The organism is Caldimonas hydrothermalis (assembly GCF_056746695.1).
The window spans coordinates 1-16,055 of the sequence record NZ_JBWQXA010000008.1 but is presented as its reverse complement, the minus strand read 5'-3'; the positions used below and the strand labels follow the sequence as shown (position 1 = coordinate 16,055).

Annotated in this window: 15 protein-coding genes; 6 read left to right on the top strand and 9 right to left on the bottom strand. The window is 68.6% G+C overall.

The window, feature by feature from the left end; all coding sequences use genetic code 11:
• Positions 1–4: 4 nt before the first annotated feature.
• Both AC1ECW_RS11095 and AC1ECW_RS11090 read left to right on the top strand, forming a co-directional pair.
• Complete coding sequence (locus AC1ECW_RS11095) at positions 5–1,483, top strand: M20/M25/M40 family metallo-hydrolase (protein ID WP_409707151.1); 1,479 nt, start codon at positions 5–7, stop codon at positions 1,481–1,483.
• A 9-nt stretch (positions 1,484–1,492) separates the two neighbouring features.
• Positions 1,493–2,356, top strand: a complete 864-nt coding sequence (locus AC1ECW_RS11090) for a fumarylacetoacetate hydrolase family protein (RefSeq protein ID WP_481201842.1) — start codon at positions 1,493–1,495, stop codon at positions 2,354–2,356.
• Positions 2,357–2,365: 9 nt separating this feature from the next.
• Here the strand turns inward: AC1ECW_RS11090 and AC1ECW_RS11085 are convergent, their stop codons facing one another.
• From AC1ECW_RS11085 to AC1ECW_RS11075, 3 genes are read right to left on the bottom strand one after another with little or no spacing between them, the layout of a single operon-like run.
• A complete protein-coding gene (locus AC1ECW_RS11085) occupies positions 2,366–3,535 on the bottom strand; it encodes an MFS transporter (RefSeq protein ID WP_409707145.1) in 1,170 nt (389 codons plus the stop codon).
• Positions 3,536–3,594: 59 nt separating this feature from the next.
• A complete protein-coding gene (locus AC1ECW_RS11080) occupies positions 3,595–4,317 on the bottom strand; it encodes a 16S rRNA (uracil(1498)-N(3))-methyltransferase (protein WP_409707143.1) in 723 nt (240 codons plus the stop codon).
• Between the two features lie 42 nt (positions 4,318–4,359).
• Positions 4,360–4,734, bottom strand: a complete 375-nt coding sequence (locus AC1ECW_RS11075) for a hypothetical protein (RefSeq protein ID WP_409707140.1) — start codon at positions 4,732–4,734, stop codon at positions 4,360–4,362.
• A 213-nt stretch (positions 4,735–4,947) separates the two neighbouring features.
• Between AC1ECW_RS11075 and AC1ECW_RS11070 the strand changes: the two genes are divergently transcribed.
• Positions 4,948–5,940 (top strand): LysR family transcriptional regulator, encoded by a 993-nt coding sequence (locus AC1ECW_RS11070; protein ID WP_481201841.1) that lies wholly within the window; start codon positions 4,948–4,950, stop codon positions 5,938–5,940.
• Between the two features lie 190 nt (positions 5,941–6,130).
• Here the strand turns inward: AC1ECW_RS11070 and AC1ECW_RS11065 are convergent, their stop codons facing one another.
• Positions 6,131–7,210, bottom strand: coding sequence for an aminoglycoside phosphotransferase family protein (locus AC1ECW_RS11065; RefSeq protein ID WP_409707134.1), 1,080 nt, complete (start codon positions 7,208–7,210; stop codon positions 6,131–6,133).
• 120 nt (positions 7,211–7,330) lie between these two features.
• Between AC1ECW_RS11065 and AC1ECW_RS11060 the strand changes: the two genes are divergently transcribed.
• The 3 genes from AC1ECW_RS11060 to rsmA are packed head-to-tail and all read left to right on the top strand — an operon-like array spanning position 7,331 to position 11,720.
• Entirely contained in the window at positions 7,331–9,601 is a 2,271-nt protein-coding gene (locus AC1ECW_RS11060; protein ID WP_481201840.1) for an LPS-assembly protein LptD, read from the top strand.
• 32 nt (positions 9,602–9,633) lie between these two features.
• Positions 9,634–10,962 (top strand): peptidylprolyl isomerase, encoded by a 1,329-nt coding sequence (locus AC1ECW_RS11055; RefSeq protein WP_481201839.1) that lies wholly within the window; start codon positions 9,634–9,636, stop codon positions 10,960–10,962.
• Positions 10,959–11,720: a 16S rRNA (adenine(1518)-N(6)/adenine(1519)-N(6))-dimethyltransferase RsmA gene (gene rsmA, locus AC1ECW_RS11050; RefSeq protein WP_409710332.1), complete on the top strand. Its 762-nt coding sequence runs from the start codon at positions 10,959–10,961 to the stop codon at positions 11,718–11,720. Before AC1ECW_RS11055 ends, rsmA begins: the two co-directional genes overlap by 4 nt.
• 115 nt (positions 11,721–11,835) lie before the next feature.
• Here the strand turns inward: rsmA and AC1ECW_RS11045 are convergent, their stop codons facing one another.
• From AC1ECW_RS11045 to AC1ECW_RS11025, 5 genes are all read right to left on the bottom strand, one after another.
• Positions 11,836–12,918: an Imm71 family immunity protein gene (locus tag AC1ECW_RS11045; RefSeq protein WP_409710335.1), complete on the bottom strand. Its 1,083-nt coding sequence runs from the start codon at positions 12,916–12,918 to the stop codon at positions 11,836–11,838.
• Complete coding sequence (locus AC1ECW_RS11040; protein WP_409710338.1) at positions 12,915–13,403, bottom strand: hypothetical protein; 489 nt, start codon at positions 13,401–13,403, stop codon at positions 12,915–12,917. Before AC1ECW_RS11040 ends, AC1ECW_RS11045 begins: the two co-directional genes overlap by 4 nt.
• Positions 13,400–14,164: a hypothetical protein gene (locus AC1ECW_RS11035; protein WP_481201838.1), complete on the bottom strand. Its 765-nt coding sequence runs from the start codon at positions 14,162–14,164 to the stop codon at positions 13,400–13,402. The genes AC1ECW_RS11040 and AC1ECW_RS11035 overlap by 4 nt, the downstream gene beginning before the upstream one ends.
• Positions 14,161–14,730 carry a hypothetical protein gene (locus tag AC1ECW_RS11030; protein ID WP_481201837.1) on the bottom strand — a complete coding sequence of 190 codons (570 nt, stop codon included), beginning with the start codon at positions 14,728–14,730 and terminating at the stop codon, positions 14,161–14,163. Before AC1ECW_RS11030 ends, AC1ECW_RS11035 begins: the two co-directional genes overlap by 4 nt.
• A gap of 195 nt (positions 14,731–14,925) precedes the next feature.
• Positions 14,926–15,879, bottom strand: a complete 954-nt coding sequence (locus AC1ECW_RS11025; RefSeq protein ID WP_481201836.1) for a hypothetical protein — start codon at positions 15,877–15,879, stop codon at positions 14,926–14,928.
• Positions 15,880–16,055: the final 176 nt, after the last annotated feature.

The window sequence follows — 16,055 nt, the reverse complement described above, 5'->3', positions numbered from 1 at the left end:
CCGCATGAACGCCCCCGACCGCCTGCCGCTCAATCCCCTGGCCGACCCCGACGGCCTGCAAGCCTTCGTCAACGAGACCTGGGACCGCGAGATCGTCCCGCGGCTGTCCGACTACATCGCGATCCCCGCGAAATCGCCGGCCTTCGACCCGCAATGGGCCCAGAACGAACACATCGAGACGGTGATCCGCAACGCGGCCGCCTGGGTCGAAAGCAAGAAGGTGGCGGGCCTCACGCTCGAAGTGGTGCGCCTGACTGATGCCGCCGGCCGGCCGCGCACGCCGGTGATCTTCTTCGAGGTGCCGGCCACGAAGGCGGGGAGCACCGACACCGTGCTGATGTACGGCCACCTCGACAAGCAGCCCGAGTTCAGCGGCTGGCGGTCCGATCTCGGCCCCTGGACGCCCAAGTACGAAGACGGCAAGCTCTATGGCCGCGGCGGGGCCGATGACGGCTATGCCGTGTACGCCTCCATCACAGCCTTGCTGGCCTTGCAGCGCCAGGGCATTGCGCATCCGCGCGTGGTCGGGATCATCGAGACCTGCGAGGAAAGCGGCTCTTACGACCTGCCGGCCTACATCGACGCTTTGCGTCCACGCCTGGGCGAGGTGAGCCTGGTGGTGTGTCTCGATTCCGGCGCCGGCAACTACGATCAACTGTGGCTCACCACCTCGCTGCGCGGCATGGTCAGCGGCGTGCTCAAGGTGGAGGTGCTCACCGAGGGCGTGCACTCGGGCGATGCCAGCGGCCTGGTGCCCTCGAGTTTGCGCATCCTGCGCCGCCTGCTCGACCGCCTGGAAGACAGCGCCACCGGCCGCCTGCTGCCCGAGAGCTTCCACTGCGAGATCCCCGCCGAACGCATCGAGCAGGCGAAAGCCACCGCACAGATCCTGGGTGACGAGGTCTGGAAGCGCTTCCCCTGGGCCTGCGGCGCTGATGGCACCTTCACCCTGCCCACCACCACCGACCCCACCGAGGCCTTGCTGCGGCGCACCTGGAAGCCCACGCTCAGCGTGACCGGCGCCGAAGGCTTCCCAGCCCTGGGCGATGCGGGCAACGTGCTGCGCCCCTATACGGCCTTCAAACTCTCGCTGCGCCTGCCGCCGCTGGTCGATGCCGCCCAGGCCGCGCAGGAGCTGCAGGCCCTGCTCGAGGCCGACCCGCCGTATCAGGCCAAAGTCACCTTCCACAGCGACCACGGCGCCGCCAACGGCTGGAACGCTCCTACGCTCGCGCCCTGGCTGCACCAGGCGCTCGACAATGCCTCGCAGGCCTTCTACGGCGCGCCGGTGGGCTTCATCGGCCAGGGCGGCACCATCCCGCTGATGAACCTGCTGCAGCAGGGCTTCCCCAAGGCACAGATGATGGTCTGCGGCGTGTTGGGCCCCAAGAGCAACGCTCACGGGCCCAACGAATTCCTGCACGTGCCCTATGGCAAGAAGCTCACCGCGGCCGTGGCCGGTGTGATCGCGGCGATGCCTTGAGGGGGCACGATGAAGCTGATGCGATACGGCGAGCCGGGTCGGGAACGCCCGGCCCTGGTCGATGCGCACGGCCGGGTGCGCGACCTCTCGGGCGTGATCCCCGACATCTCCGCGCAGACCCTCACGCCCGCGGGCTTGGCGGCCCTTCGGAAGCTCGATGCGGATGCGCTGCCGGTGGTCGATTCGCCCGGCCGCATCGCCCCGCCCTGGTCGGGCCTGGGCAAGTTCGTCTGCGTGGGCCTGAACTACAGCGACCACGCGGCCGAGGCCGGCATGCCCGTGCCCAAGGAGCCCATCCTCTTCCTCAAGCCCAGTGACTGCGTGGTGGGCGCGAATGACACCATCGTGCTGCCGCAAGGCGCGGTCAAGGGCGACTGGGAGGTGGAGCTCGGCGTCGTGATCGGCCGCACGGCGCGTTATGTGAGCCAAGACGAAGCGCTGCGATACGTGGCCGGCTATTGCGTGGTCAACGACGTGTCCGAGCGCGAGTACCAGCTCGAACGCGGCGGGCAGTGGGACAAAGGCAAGGGCTGCGAGACCTTCGGCCCGGTGGGGCCCTGGCTCGTCACCGCCGACGAGGTGGGCAATCCCCAGGCCCTGGACCTCTGGCTCGACCTCAACGGCGAGCCGCGCCAGCGCGGCAACACCCGCACCATGGTCTTTGGTGTGGCTGAGCTCGTGAGCTACATCAGCCGCTTCATGACCCTGCGCCCCGGCGATCTCCTGAGCACCGGCACACCGCCTGGCGTGGGCATGGGCGCCAAGCCCCCGCGCTTCCTGCGCGATGGCGACGAGCTGCGCCTGGGCATCACCGGCCTGGGCGAACAGCACCAGCGAGTGCGCGCCTGGGATGCGGCGCTGCTGCGCGACTGACGGGGACGATCAAGCAGCCGCCACGCGCCGCCGCTGCACCGTCAGCCACAAAATGCCGCCAGCCACCACGGCCACGGGCAGCAGCGAGCCCCAGTTGAGCCAGGTCCAGCCCTGCGAGGTGATCAGCGCCCCCGAAGCGAAGGACGTGACGGCCATCGTGCTCATCACCCAGAAATCCATCGCGGCCTGGGCGGTGGTGCGTTCCTCGGGGCGGTAGGCCTCGGTGAAGAGGGTGGTGCCTCCCACGTAAAGGAAATTCCAACCCACGCCCAGCAGCAGCAGCGCCACCAGGAACTGCATCAGGTCCACGCCCGACAGCGCCACCGCGATGCAACCCAGGTTGAGCGCCACGCCGGCCCACAGCACCTTCACCACGCCAAAGCGCTTGATCAGGTGGCCGGTGAAGAAGCTGGGCACGAACATGCCCAGCACATGCCATTCGAGCACCAGCGCGGTGTGGCGGAACTCATGGTGGTGGTGCTGCATGGCAATCGGCGTGGCGGCCATCAGCAGGTTCATCACGCCAAAACCCAGCGCGGCGCACATCACCGCCACGATGAAGACGGGCTGGCGCGCGATCTCGCGCAGGGGCCGGCCGGGACGGGCAGGGTCGGCCTTGGGCAGCGCAGGGAAACGGATGAAGCTCATCACGGCGAGCGACAGCAGGGCCACGCCCGCCAAGGCCGCATAGGCGCCCGCGAAGGGCACGCTGAACCAGTCGCGGGTGTGGTGGGCCAGGTTGGGGCCGATCACTGCGCCCAGGATGCCGCCGGCCAGCACCCAGGAGATGGCTTTCTCCTTGGACTGCGGCGGCACCAGTTCGACCGCGGCAAACCGGTAGAGCGCGGCATTGGCGTTGTAGTAGCCGGCGATCACTGTGGCGGCCACCAGCAGCCAGAACTGGCTCGTGGCCGCTGCATAGGCACACAGCGCGGCCGCGCCGATCGCCACCAGAAGGCCGGCCTGGAAGGAGCGCTTGCGGCCCCATGCGCGCTGCGTGCGGGCCACCACGCCGGTGGCCAGGGCCCCGCCCACCACATAGCCCATCACCGGCAGCGTGGCCATCCAGGCCACCGGCGCCAGCGCCAGCCCCACCAGCCCGTTGATGGCGATGAAGGTGACGTTGTTGGTCATGAAGAAGCCCTGACACAGGGTCAGGAGTGCGAGGTGGCGGTTCATGAGGTCAGGCAGCAGGGCATTGGCGCAGCCCCCAGTGTCGCCGCAAACGCGCGGGCGCGTCAGGCCACGGCAAGGGCGGCCAGCACGGCCAGCGGTGCGGTGTCGGCGCGCAGCACGCGCGGCCCCAGGTTCACAGGGTGGTGGCCGAGCGAGCGTGCCAGGTCCTCCTCGGCAGGGCTCAAGCCCCCTTCGGGGCCGCTGAGCAGCACCAGGGAGGCGCCGGGCGGCAGTTCACGCAGCGCCTGCGGCAGCGGCATGGCATCGTCGCGCAGGCTGAGCACCCAGCGCACGGTGCCGGCCTCGATCGTTGCCAGGGCGTCGCGCAGGGCCTGCACCGGCCCCACGGTAGGCACGCGGGTGCGTCCACACTGCTCGGACGCGGCCACGGCCACGGCCTGCCAGTGGGCCTGCTTCTTTTGGGCGCGCTCTCCGGACAGGCGCAGCACCGAGCGCTCGCACATCAGCGGCATGAAGGCCGCGGCGCCCAGTTCGGTGGCCTTTTCCACCAGAGCGTCCATGCGCTCGTTGGCAGGCATGCCCACGGCCAGCGTGACGCTGCGCGGCAGCTCGCGGGCGGTGTCCCAATGCCGGTCGATGCGCACGTCCACGGCCTGACGACCCATGCGGGTGACGGTAGCGGCCCATTCGCCGCCCTGGCCGTTGAAAAGCACCAGACCGTCGCCGGGTTGCAGGCGCAAGACCTGCACGTGCCGGGACGGTCCGGGGGGGAGGGTCAGAGACTGGCCTGCAGCCAGCGCGAGATCGACATAGAGGCGGGGCATGGGGCACAGTGTGCCAAATGCCGCCGCCTGGGGCGGCATGGATCAGCCGCCGCGGCGCTGACGGCGCAGGTGCTCGATGGCTTCGGCGCGCACTTCCTCGCGGGTGCGCACGCTGGCGAATTGCTCCTGCGGGAACAGGGTGGCTTCGCCGCCGAAGCTCCAGCCCTCGCGCAGGGCCTGGCGCGCCTCGGCGCGCACTTCTTCGCGGCTGCGGCCCTGGGTCGGCGCCGCCTCGGCGAACACCGTGGCTTCGCCGGCGAACAGCACGTCGCGGTCAGCCTGCTGGATCTGCGCCTTCACCTCGGCGCGACTGAGCTCGGAGGTGGTGGGGATCTCGAAGATCGTGGCTTCCTGGGCAAAGGCACCGGCGGCAAAACCGGCGGAGACAACGGCGGCAATCAAGGTCTTGGCATTCATGGTGACAGCTCCTGGGTGAGAGTTTCCGAACCGGGCCGACCGGGCTCATCCTGAGCGGCCCCTCGCTGAACCGGCCTCCTCGTGGCAGGCCTCTCGTTCATCGATGGAAGGAACTGTAGGTGTTAACCCTGAGCAGAAAAACGTCTTGGGCTTCAATGAACAATTGCGGAATCTGCAAGGAACTCGGGGCTTGATATGGATCGATTGCACTCTATGCGCGTATTTGCCAAGGTGGTCGAGTGCGGCAGCTTTGCCGCCGCGGCCCGGGCCCTGGACCTCTCGGCGGCCGTGGTGACGCGGGCCGTGGCCGACCTGGAGGCCCACCTGGGAGCCCGGCTGATCCAGCGCACGACCCGCCGCCTGAGCCTCACCGACACCGGCGAGGCCTATCTCGACCGGGTGCGTCAGATCCTGGCCGACATCGACGAGGCCGAGGCCCTGGCCCAGGCCGCGGTGCGCGAGCCTGGCGGCCATCTGCGGGTGGTGTGCCCCCCGGCGTTCGCCGTGCACCAGCTTGCCAAGCACCTGCCGCGCTTTCGCGCCCGTTACCCGCAAGTCACGCTGGAGCTGACCGTGCCCGGGCCGGTCGAAACGGTGCACGAATCGCACGATGTGAGCATCCTGATGCTGGGCCGCAAGCCCCTGGACGGCCATTTCGTGGCTCGTCGCCTCGCACGCTCGGAGGTCATCACCTGTGCCTCGCCGGAATACCTGGACCGCCGCGGCCGGCCGCGTCACCCCGAGGATCTGAAGCAGCACGATTCCCTGCTGCCGCCGCCCAGCATCCTGCAAGGCGGCATCACGTTCCAGCGGGGCGTGGACGCGCGCGGACAGGCCCAGGAGACGGTGGTGTTGGAAGCCCAGGCCACGGCCCTGAGCACCTCGCACCTGGACACCACCTATGCCGCCGCACTGGCCGGCCTGGGCATCGCGGGCTTGCCGTCCTTCGTGGTGGCAGACGCCCTGCTCGAGCACGCGCTGGAGCGGGTGCTGCCGCAGTGGCAGGTGCTCACGACCCAGATCTATGCCGCCATCCCCACGCGCAAGCATCTGCCGGCGCGCACTCGGGTGTTCCTGGATTTCCTGGTCGAGACTTTCGGCGGCGAGGACCGCGACCCCTGGCTGGCAGCCGCCGGCTGCGAAACCCCCGACAGTTGGTGCGGAGCGGCCTCCACCGAATCGGCGCTGCGCGCGGCGATGGCCTAAGGCCCGGCGCTCGGCCGCCCGAAGCCGGGCCGTTGCCCCCGCGGGGGGCGGGCGATAGCCTGGGGGCCAACAGGTCCGCCCGGCGCTCGGCCGCCCGAAGCCGGGCCGTTGCCCCCCCGCGGGGGGCGGGCGATAGCCTGGGGGCCAACAGGTCCGCCCGGCGCCCGGCCGCCCGAAGCCGGGCCGCCGGTCAGAAGGTGTAGCCCACTTGGCGCTCCTGCCCGGCCACCTTCTCCAGCAACCGCGCCAGCGCGGCGAACTCGCGGTAACGGCTGGCCACGCGGTGGGCATGGCGCCACACCAGCGGCAGATCCTTCAGATAGCCGTCCTTGCCGTCGCGGTGATAGAGGCGGCAGAAAATGCCCAGCACTTTGAGATGGCGCTGCAGGCCCATCCATTCGAAGTCGCGCCAGAACTCGCCGAAATCGGGGTTCACCGGCAGGCCGGCGCGGCGGGCGGCTTCCCAGTAGCGCACGGCCCAGTCGATCTGACGGGCCTCGTCCCATTCGACGTAGGCATCGCGCAGCAGCGAGACGAGGTCGTAGGTGATGGGGCCCCACACCGCATCCTGGAAATCGAGCACCCCGGGGTTGGCGGGGTCGCCCGGCCCGCCACAGACCATCAGGTTGCGGCAGTGGTAGTCACGGTGCACCAGCACCCGCGGCTGGGCCAGCGCGTTGGCGAGCAGGTGCTCGAAGCTGGCGGCCAGCACGGCCTGGTCCTTCGTGTCCAGGGCCAGGCCCCGGTGACGGGCCACGTACCACTCGGGGAAGAGCTCCATTTCGCGCAACAGCAAGGCGCGGTCGTAGACGGGCACCCGGTCGGCCGCCTCGATGCGCTGCAGGGCCACCAGCGCCGTCAGCGCGTCACGGTACAGGGCGTCGGCCTGGCCCGGGTGCGCCTGCAAGGCCTGCAGGTAGGTGGTCGAGCCCAGGTCGGACAACAGCATGAAGCCGTCGGCCTCATTCCAGGCCAAGACCTCGGGGGCGTTCAGGCCGGCCTCGCGCAACAGCCGCGCCAGCGCCACGAAGGGACGGCAGTCCTCGTGCGCCGGCGGGGCGTCCATCACGATGCGTGGGCCGGCCGGGCTGTCCAGCCGCAGGTAGCGGCGAAAACTCGCGTCCGCACTGGCCGCCCGCAGGCTGGCCGGCACCAGGCCGAAGCCGTCCAGGCGGCCGATCCAGGCCTGGAAGGCCGCTTCACGGGCGGGGTCCGGCCAAGCCACCGGAGCAGGTTCGGCGCAGGGGGGCGAGGACACGCTGGCGTTCATGGGCGGATGGGGGGCAGGACGGGCGGCCTGAGCAGAGACTGCCCGTGGGGACGTGAAATAATCCGCCGATTCTACAAACCGCCCCCGGCCGGGCGTTCCGACCCCGTCTTGCCGCCTGCCTTGTCACGCCGCCCAAACTTCGCCCTGTTCCGCCCGTCCCGCGGCCGCCTGCGCGGCAGCGCCGCTTGCCTGACGGCACTTGTGCTGGCCCTGTCGGCGGCCCGGGCGCAGCCACCCTCCCCCCCGGGCCCCGCGGCGTCCCCGGCGGCAGCGCCCATCGTGATCCGCGCCCGAGAGCTGGGCGGCCGCACCGGGCAGACCACCGTGGCCGAAGGGGAGGTCGAACTGACGCAGGGGCCGGTGGAGATCCGCGCCGACCGGCTGTCCTACGACCATCGCCAGGGCGTGGCCAAGGCCACCGGCAGCGTCGTGGTCCGGCGCGACGGCAACGTCTTCAGCGGCCCCGAGGTGCAGCTCCAGGTCGAGCGCTATGAGGGCTTCTTCCTGCACCCGGCCTACCATTTCGCGGTCACCGGCGCCGGCGGCCAGGCCGCGCGGCTGGACTTCCTCGGCCGCAACCAGGTGGCCGCGATCGATGCCACCTATTCAAGCTGCACCCCCGACGACACGGGCCAATACGCCTGGGTGCTCGAGGCCAGCGGGGTCAAGCTCGACTTCGAGAACAACGAGGGCGTGGCCACCGGCGCGGTGCTGCGTTTTTACGGTGTGCCCATCCTGGGCGCGCCGGTGCTGAGCTTTCCGGTCTCCGAGGCGCGCAAATCAGGCTGGCTGCCCCCTTCAGTCAACCTCGACAGCCGCAGCGGCTTCGAGCTGGCCGTGCCCTACTACTGGAACCTCGCGCCGCAACTGGACATGACGCTCACGCCGGGCCTCGCCACGCGCCGGGGCGCCTTCCTGGGCAGCGAGCTGCGCTACCTCACGCCCGCCCATGCCGGTGAGCTGCAGTTCGACCTGATGCCCGAGGACCGCAGCACCGGTGAGGCCCGCCACCTGCTGCACCTGCAGCACCGCGGAGCCCTGCCGCTGCAGGGGCGCTACCGCTGGACGCACACCCGAGCCTCGGATGACGACTACTGGAAGGATTTCGAGCGCAACATCCCGAGCCTGACGCCGCGCCTGCTGGCCAGCGATGCCCGGGCCGACTGGGGTGGCTCCGGCCCATGGCAGGCTTATGCCCGTGTCCAGCGCTGGCAGGTGCTGCAAGATCTGGACGCGCCGATCGACGCCCCTTATGCACGCATGCCCCAGCTCGGCGTGCGTCGCTCCTGGGGGCAGGCCCTGGGCCCGAGCTTCGACCTCGAGCTGGAGTACAACCGCTTCGAGCTGCCCGATGGCAGCCAGGCCGCTCGCCCCGAGGGCGAGCGTGCCCATGCCTTGGGCCATTTCGTCTGGCCCCTGCTCGACACCCCGGGCGCCTTCCTCACACCGCGGCTGTCGTTCAACGCCGCCAGCTACCGGCTCGACGAGCCCAGCCAAAGCGGTGGGCGCGAGCGCGCCTCGAGGCTGATCCCGAGCCTGAGCCTGGACGCCGGGCTGCGCCTGGAACGCGAAACCCGCTGGTTTGGCCGCGACTACCTGCAGACCCTGGAGCCGCGGCTGTTGCTGGTGAACACCCCGTTCCGTCGTCAGGAAGACCTGCCCAACTTCGACAGCGCCGGCAAAGACCTGAACTTCACCACGCTGTTCGACAGCAACCCCTTCTCGGGCGTGGACCGCGTGGCCGATGCCCGCGCCGCCACCGCCGGGGTCTCTTCGCGCTTCATCGAGCCCACCAGCGGTGCCGAGGCCCTGCGGCTGGGTGTCGCGCAGCGCTTCCTCTTTGCCGATCAGCGCATCACCCCCGAAGGCGTGCCCTTCACCCAGCGCTCCAGCGACCTGCTGCTGCTGGGCGAAAGCAGCATCATTCCCCACTGGCACCTGGGCGGATCGGTGCAGTACAACCCCGAGATCAAGCGCACCGTGCGCTCCAACCTGTCGGTGCGCTTCCATCCGGGGCCTTTCCGCACCGTGGGGGCGCGCTACAGCCTGGTGCGCGGGGCCAGCGAGCAACTCGACATCGGCTGGCAATGGCCGATCTACACCGGCACGCGGCGGGAAGCCGATGCCGGCTGTTCGGGGCGCTGGTACGGCGTGGGCCGCCTGAACTACAGCCTGGCCGAGTCGCGCCTGACCGACACCTTGCTGGGCCTCGAATACGACTCGGGCTGCTGGATCGGACGCATCGTCGCCGAGCGTCGATCCACCGGCCAGCAAGAAGCCGTCACCCGGTTGATGCTGCAGCTCGAGTTCGTGGGCCTGTCCCGGCTGGGCAGCAACCCGCTGAAGACCTTGAGGGACAATATCCCCGGCTATCAGCTGCTGCGCGAGTGAACCCGCGCGCACCTTCCAGGATCTCCATGTCCATGACTTTCCTTTCCACCGGCCTCGCCGCATGGCGCCGCCTGGTCGCGCTGGCCGCTGCGGCGGCGCTGCTGTCGGGTGCCTGGGCCCAGGGCCGCACCCCCCCGCGGGGCGACTACATCGTGGCCGTCGTCAACCAGGAGCTCGTCACCTACAGCGACGTGATGCGCCGGCTCGAAGCCATCGAGCAGGAGGCGGCGCGCAGCGGCGCGCGCCTGCCGCCGCGCGCCCAGCTCGTCAGCGAGATCGTCAATGCCCTCATCGACGACCGGGCCCAGCTCTCGCATGCGCGCGACACCGGCGTGCGGGTGGACGAGGCCGAACTCGACCGCGCCGTGGCCAACGTGGCCGCACAGAACCAGCTCACCCCGCAGCAATTGCGTGAGCGCCTGGCCTCCGAGGGGCTGGACTACGCACGCTTTCGCAACAACCTGCGCGACCAGATCCTGCTGCAGCGCGTGCGCGAGCGCGAGGTGCAGGCCCGCATCCGCGTGACCGAGGCCGAGATCGACGATCACCTGGCCGAACAGCGCACCCGCCAGGCAGGTGCCGCCGAGTACGACATCGCCCAGCTCCTCGTGGCCGTGCCGGAAGGGGCGGGCGATGCAGTCGTCGCCGAGCGGCGCGCCAAGGCCGAAAGCCTGCTGGCCCAGGCCCGTGCAGGGGCCGATTTCGCAGCGCTGGTCCGGGCGCATTCCGATGCAGCCTCCCGCGAGGACGGCGGCCGCCTGGGCCTGCGGCCGGCCTCGCGCCTGCCCGAGCTCTTCCTGTCCGCCGTCGAGCCCCTCCAGGCCGGCGAGGTGGCGCCGGCCCTGGTGCGTTCAGGAGCGGGGTTCCACATCCTCAAGCTGCACGAGCGCCGCGCGGCCCGCACCGATCTCATCACCCAGACGCGCGCGCGGCACATCCTGCTGCGCCTGTCCCCGCAGTTGTCGGCCGAGACGGCGCTGCGCCGGTTGGGCGAGTACAAGCGCCGCATCGAGCAGGGCGAGGCCGGCTTCGCACAGCTCGCGCGCGAATACTCCGAGGACGGCAGCGCCACGCAGGGCGGCGACCTGGGCTGGGCCAGCCCCGGCCAGTTCGTGCCCGAGTTCGAGCGCGTGATGAACGCGCTGCCCACCGGGCGGCTCTCCGATCCCTTCCTGTCGCGTTTCGGCGCCCACCTGGTGCAGGTCACCGATCGCCGCGAGACCCGCATCGACCCGCGCGAGCAGCGCGAGCTGGCGCGCAACGTGCTGCGCGAGCGCAAGTACGAGCAGGCCTACGAGGAGTGGGCGCGCGAAATCCGCGAGCGGGCCTACATCGACATCCGCGTCCGGCCCGAGCTGTGAAGCACACCCCGCGCAAGCGCTTTGGCCAACATTTCCTGAACGACACGGCCGTCCTGGACGCGATCGTGCGGGCCATCGACCCGCAGCCGGGGCAGGCCGTGGTCGAGATCGGCCCCGGTCTGGGGGCGCTGACCGAGCCCTTGCTGGAGCGCTGCGAACGCCTGACCGTGATCGAGCTCGACCGTGACCTGGCCGCACGACTGCGCAAGCGCGCAGCCCTGCAAGTCATCGAGGCCGATGTGCTCACGGTCGACTTCCATGCCCTGGCGCGGCAACAGGGGCAGCGCCTGCGCGTGGTGGGTAACCTGCCCTACAACATCTCCTCGCCCATCGCCTTCCATCTGCTGGCCCAGGTGGATGCCATCATCGACCAGCACTTCATGCTGCAAAAAGAGGTGGTCGAGCGCATGGCCGCCGCCCCCGGCGACAAGGACTATGGCCGCCTGAGCGTGATGCTGCAGTGGCGTTACGAGATCGAGAACCTCTTCGAAGTGCCACCCGAGGCCTTCGAGCCGCCACCGCGGGTGGATTCGGCGGTCGTGCGCATGACGCCGCTGTCCCACCCCGCGGCCGTCGATGTGGCCTTGCTGGGCGAGCTGGTGGCCGTGGCCTTCTCGCAGCGGCGCAAGCTGCTACGCCACACCCTGGGCCGCTGGCTCGAGGCCCGGGGCTTCGGCGGCCAATTCGACGTGCAGCGCCGCGCCGAGGAGGTGCCCGTGGCCCAATACGTGGCCCTGGCGCAGGCGGTGGGGGGCTGAACACCACCGTTTCCGCAGGCCCCGATCTGCGGGGGCCAAGCCCCGGCCCTCCACGGAAGTGATGCGCAATGCACAGGCCGGGGCCAGCTTGCACGCGGGCCATGCGCTACAAGCTTCAATCGTCTTCCCGCGTATCCCACTGCCAAATCGTCAGGCCCCAATCGGCGTGCAGGTCCGGCATGATCTGGCCGGTCTGGAAGTGGCGCCGGCTGTTCGCCTTGGCCGGCGTGAACCACCAGCCCGTGCGCGGGCAGGGCGATCCGGCAGGGGTGGAGGGCGGGTGAGCCTGGGCCGCAGGCTCCACGGGGGCAAGATACTGCCCTTCTTCCTCGGGGATCGTGCCATCCAGGTAACGCTCGTCTTTCCAGATGAGCCGCCACGTCACCGGCCAGGGCTTGTCGCGCTCCTCGTCGCGATAGGTGGGGGCCACCGTGTGCTTCACGAGATAGTTCATGCAGCCGATGTGCCGGCCGCGCACCAGGGGCTGGGGTGCCGGTTCGAACAGGCTGGGCCGCCGCTCCATGGCAGCCTGCATCCGCGCCCACAGCCCCGGCTCGGGCCGCACCGGCTCTCCCCACTCGGGCTCATAGATTCCATCCAAGGGCACCTCGTCGCCGGTGTGCACGGTGATGTCGGTGGGAGGTGGAACGTCGGGTAATTGATCAGGAAAGTTGTACGGGCCCCAAAACGGATCAAAAACAAACGCGCTTCCCCAATTTGCACTGTCCCCAAGGGTAAGGCGTTCCATAACAGAACCAAGACCGAGTCTTTCCCGGCTTATGTTCTGAGCTGCTTCTAGAACTTCATTTTTGTTTTTCATCCAGTCGAAGACGTACTCGACGGGATTCATAATTTTCTCGACGAAGTAGACTTCATGAGCAGCCTGCTTCAGTGGCCCCCACGCCGCAAAACTTTTGCTGTAATTGCCGCGCCACACCGATCGGTCGCCCTTCTTGAGCCGGGCCAGCCCTTTCTCGAAACCGATGCGGCCGGTGAGGATGCTCTTGGTGGCGTCCTGATTGAACTCGTCGATGTCTGCATCGTCGGCCATGCGCATGGCCTTCATCCACGCATCGGCGAACCGGTAGTAGGCCTGCGCCAAGGCCTCCCAGGCCGTGTAGGAGCTGTACTTCTTGAGCAGCCAGAACACCTTGCGGCGTTCTTCCTCGCTCATTCGGGTGGGCTGGTCTTGGCTCATGGGCCGGTTCCTGTCATCTTGGTGCGCACTTCATTGGCCGCCAGCCGCTCGAGTTCGATCTCGCCGATGGCAGCATCGGCCTGCGGGCCGTAACCATAACGCTTCGTCGTCTTGCCCCATCCGGTGGACAAGGCGGGCAACTGGACCACCTCAGCCTTGATGTGCGCAGGAAAGTCCACGAACAACTGCTCGCCCCCGCCGGGCAGGTACTGTCCCACCTCGCCATCGAACTGCTCAGCCGCTTTGCCCTTCCACGCCTTGAGCGTGGTGCCTTCGGGGATGGTGTACTTGATGAAGAAGTTGTTCGTGTTGAACTTGTCGCCGGGCAGCGGGGCCGGCAAGGGGTTGGTGATGTGGTGGCGCACCCGGGTTAAGCGCCAGCGCCGGCCTTGCAGCGCCGCGTGTGCGCCGATCTCGATCAGCGTCCCGGGGACGAGCCGGCGCACGCTGGGGCGTGCGTGCAGGCCATACGCGGCAAGCTTCAATCGTCTTGCCGCACATCCCACTGCCAAATCGTCAGGCCCCAGTCGGCGTGCAGGTCCGGCATGATCTGGCCGGCCTGGAAGTGGCGGCGGCTGTTCGCCTTGGCCGGCGTGAACCACCAGCCCGTGCGCGGACAGGGCGATCCGGCAGGGGTGGAGGGCGGTCGGGGCCTTGCATCGCCGGGAAGATCGACTTCTTCCCTCCAGTTGGCCGGCCAGTCGATGGGGCCGGTGTACTTTTCGTCGAGGATCCAGTCTTGATCATCTGGATCTTCCTCCCAACGATCATCAACCGTGTATGCAATGTTCTGCGCCATCCTCGCCATCGGCCCCCAGTAGCGCCCCAATTCGCGGTGTTCGTCCGGGGTAAGCCAAGACAGGAAGTCGCCTTCGCTGACGAGGTAGCGGTTGTAGTCGGGGATGGAGCGAAAAAGACCCGATGCGTAGTACTTGTCCCAAAGCTCGCGTTTGTAGTCGCCAGGCTTGGGCTTGGCCTCGATCAAAGGCATGGCGGTTTGGGCAAAGTTCTTCGCAACAGCAGCTTCACCGGGGCACTGTTGCTGCCATTGAGCATCAGTCAATGCACGATTCAAAGCGCGACGCAGAACGCCGCGCCACTGCTCATGCGTTCGGACCAATTCCTCGTGATACTCGAAGGATGAGAACTTTTGCTTGAGCCAGGCCTTGCGCGCGCGCTTCTCGTCCTCGGGCATGGCCTTGATGTGCGCGGGCAGTTGCAGCGGGTTGTCCTTGGCTTGGCTCATGGTGCGTTTCCTGTGGGCTGGGGTGGGGGCACGGCCACATCCAGAGGCACGACCTCGAAGCAAGGGCCGTCCTTGGGCACGATGTTGCCGATCTTCGCGTCGAAATCCGTAAAGTTCGTCGCTTGCCTTTGGGTGATGAAGCCGTGGCGCTGCAGCACGGCCAACTGCTCACGGTCGAAGAACTGCTGCTGTCCTCCACCGGGCAGGTACCAGTCGTCGGGAACTTTGGTGCCATCGGGGAGCTGCTTTTCATAGACCTGAGAGGCGGCCGGACCTTCCCAGAACTTCAGCTCCTCGCGGTACTTCACGGGGCCGCCTGCGGCCTTCTCCTGCAAGGCGTGCAGTTCCTTCCACACCGGATGGCCTTTGGGCGGCACGCGCAGCTCCACGTATTGACCGTCCTTGTTCCAGCCTTCCTTGACCGACAGATCGGCGCGCATCGCCTGCCCGTCGGCCGGCAGCGCGCGCGTCCAGAAGGCGCCGCGGTCCATGAAATCGCCCTTGTCGTGACTGACCAGCCGCTTGAAGGTCTGCGCGCTGCCTGCGCTGATGCGCTGCGCGCGCAAGGTGCCGAGAAGGTGTCGTCGTCGGTGTTGGTGAGGGGGCGCGCTGGGCGTGCACGCTCAAGCGGTTGCTGTGGGTGTGCACGCTCAGCGCCCCGGCAGCGACAGAAAACGTTCCCGCCGCCCTCAACCTGCGAGGGGGGCAATGCCCAACGCACGGGCCGGGCCAAGCTTGCGCGTGGCCATGCGCTGCAAGCTTCAATCGTCTTGCCGCATATCCCACTGCCAAATCGTCAGGCCCCAATCGGCATGCAGATCGGGCATGATCTGGCCGGCTTGGAAGTGGCGGCGGCTGTTCGTCTTGGCGGGCGTGAACCACCAGCCCGTGCGCGGGCAGGGCGCTCCGGCGTCGCATTTGAGGCGCAGCGCCGCCTCCCCGGTGGCCGGCATGGGATTGTCCCCACCCTCGTCGGCCACGCGCTCGACCAAGGTCCACAGCGTGGGCTCGCGGCGGCTTTGCGGGCGAGCCCTTTTAGGGTCTCGCAACAGCTCCTCAGCATTGATGCACATCTCGGCATCGATGGCCTTTTGCCCCTCGATCAGCAAGGCGGCCGCGGACGGGCCGTTTTGCGGCAGGTAGATGCCGGTGCGCGGCACCTTCTCACCGGTGCGCACCTGCACCTCAGGATTGAGGCGGTACACCGGCCAACTGGCCGGTGCATTCAGCGGGCCGCGCGCATCTTCCCTGTATCTGAAACTCAACGTGCCGTAGCTCCAATTCCCCTGCTCGGTATGCGAGATGTTGGAGGCCATCTCGCTGGCCAGCCGTTCGGCTCGATCGTACTGGTCTTGAAAAGGCTGCGGCATCCACTCGATGCGGTAGTCGCGGTTGATGGAGGCGACGGTCGTCTCGACGTTGCCCGCGAACCCCAAGCCGTCCAGATCGCCATGCGAGATGCGGATGTAGCCGTCGTTCAGGCCGGCCAGCGCCCACTGCATGTTGGGGATGACCCGCTCGCCCCACACCGCATCGGGCTGCTGGTGCAACGGGCGGCTGCGGTAGTCGGGCGGAATGTGACGCATGAACTCGGCCAGCGCGTCTTCGGCGGCCTTGACACACTGGGCGAAGTGGTCGCGCATCTGGCCGAAGTATTCCAGCGAGCTGTAGCGCTCGAGCAGGTAGATTTCTTGCGGAATGAGCGGAATGGTCATGGTTGGGTTGGTTTGGGTTCAGTTCGCTTCGAACCAGTGGTGTTGCAAGATGGGCACGCCCACCAGATCGACCTGGAGGCCGCCTTCGTCATAGCCCCAGCCGGTGAACTGGCGCGGCCCCAGGTGCCCGCGCTGGAGGTCGGCCGGGTTGACCACGATCTGCTCGGCGCCGCCGT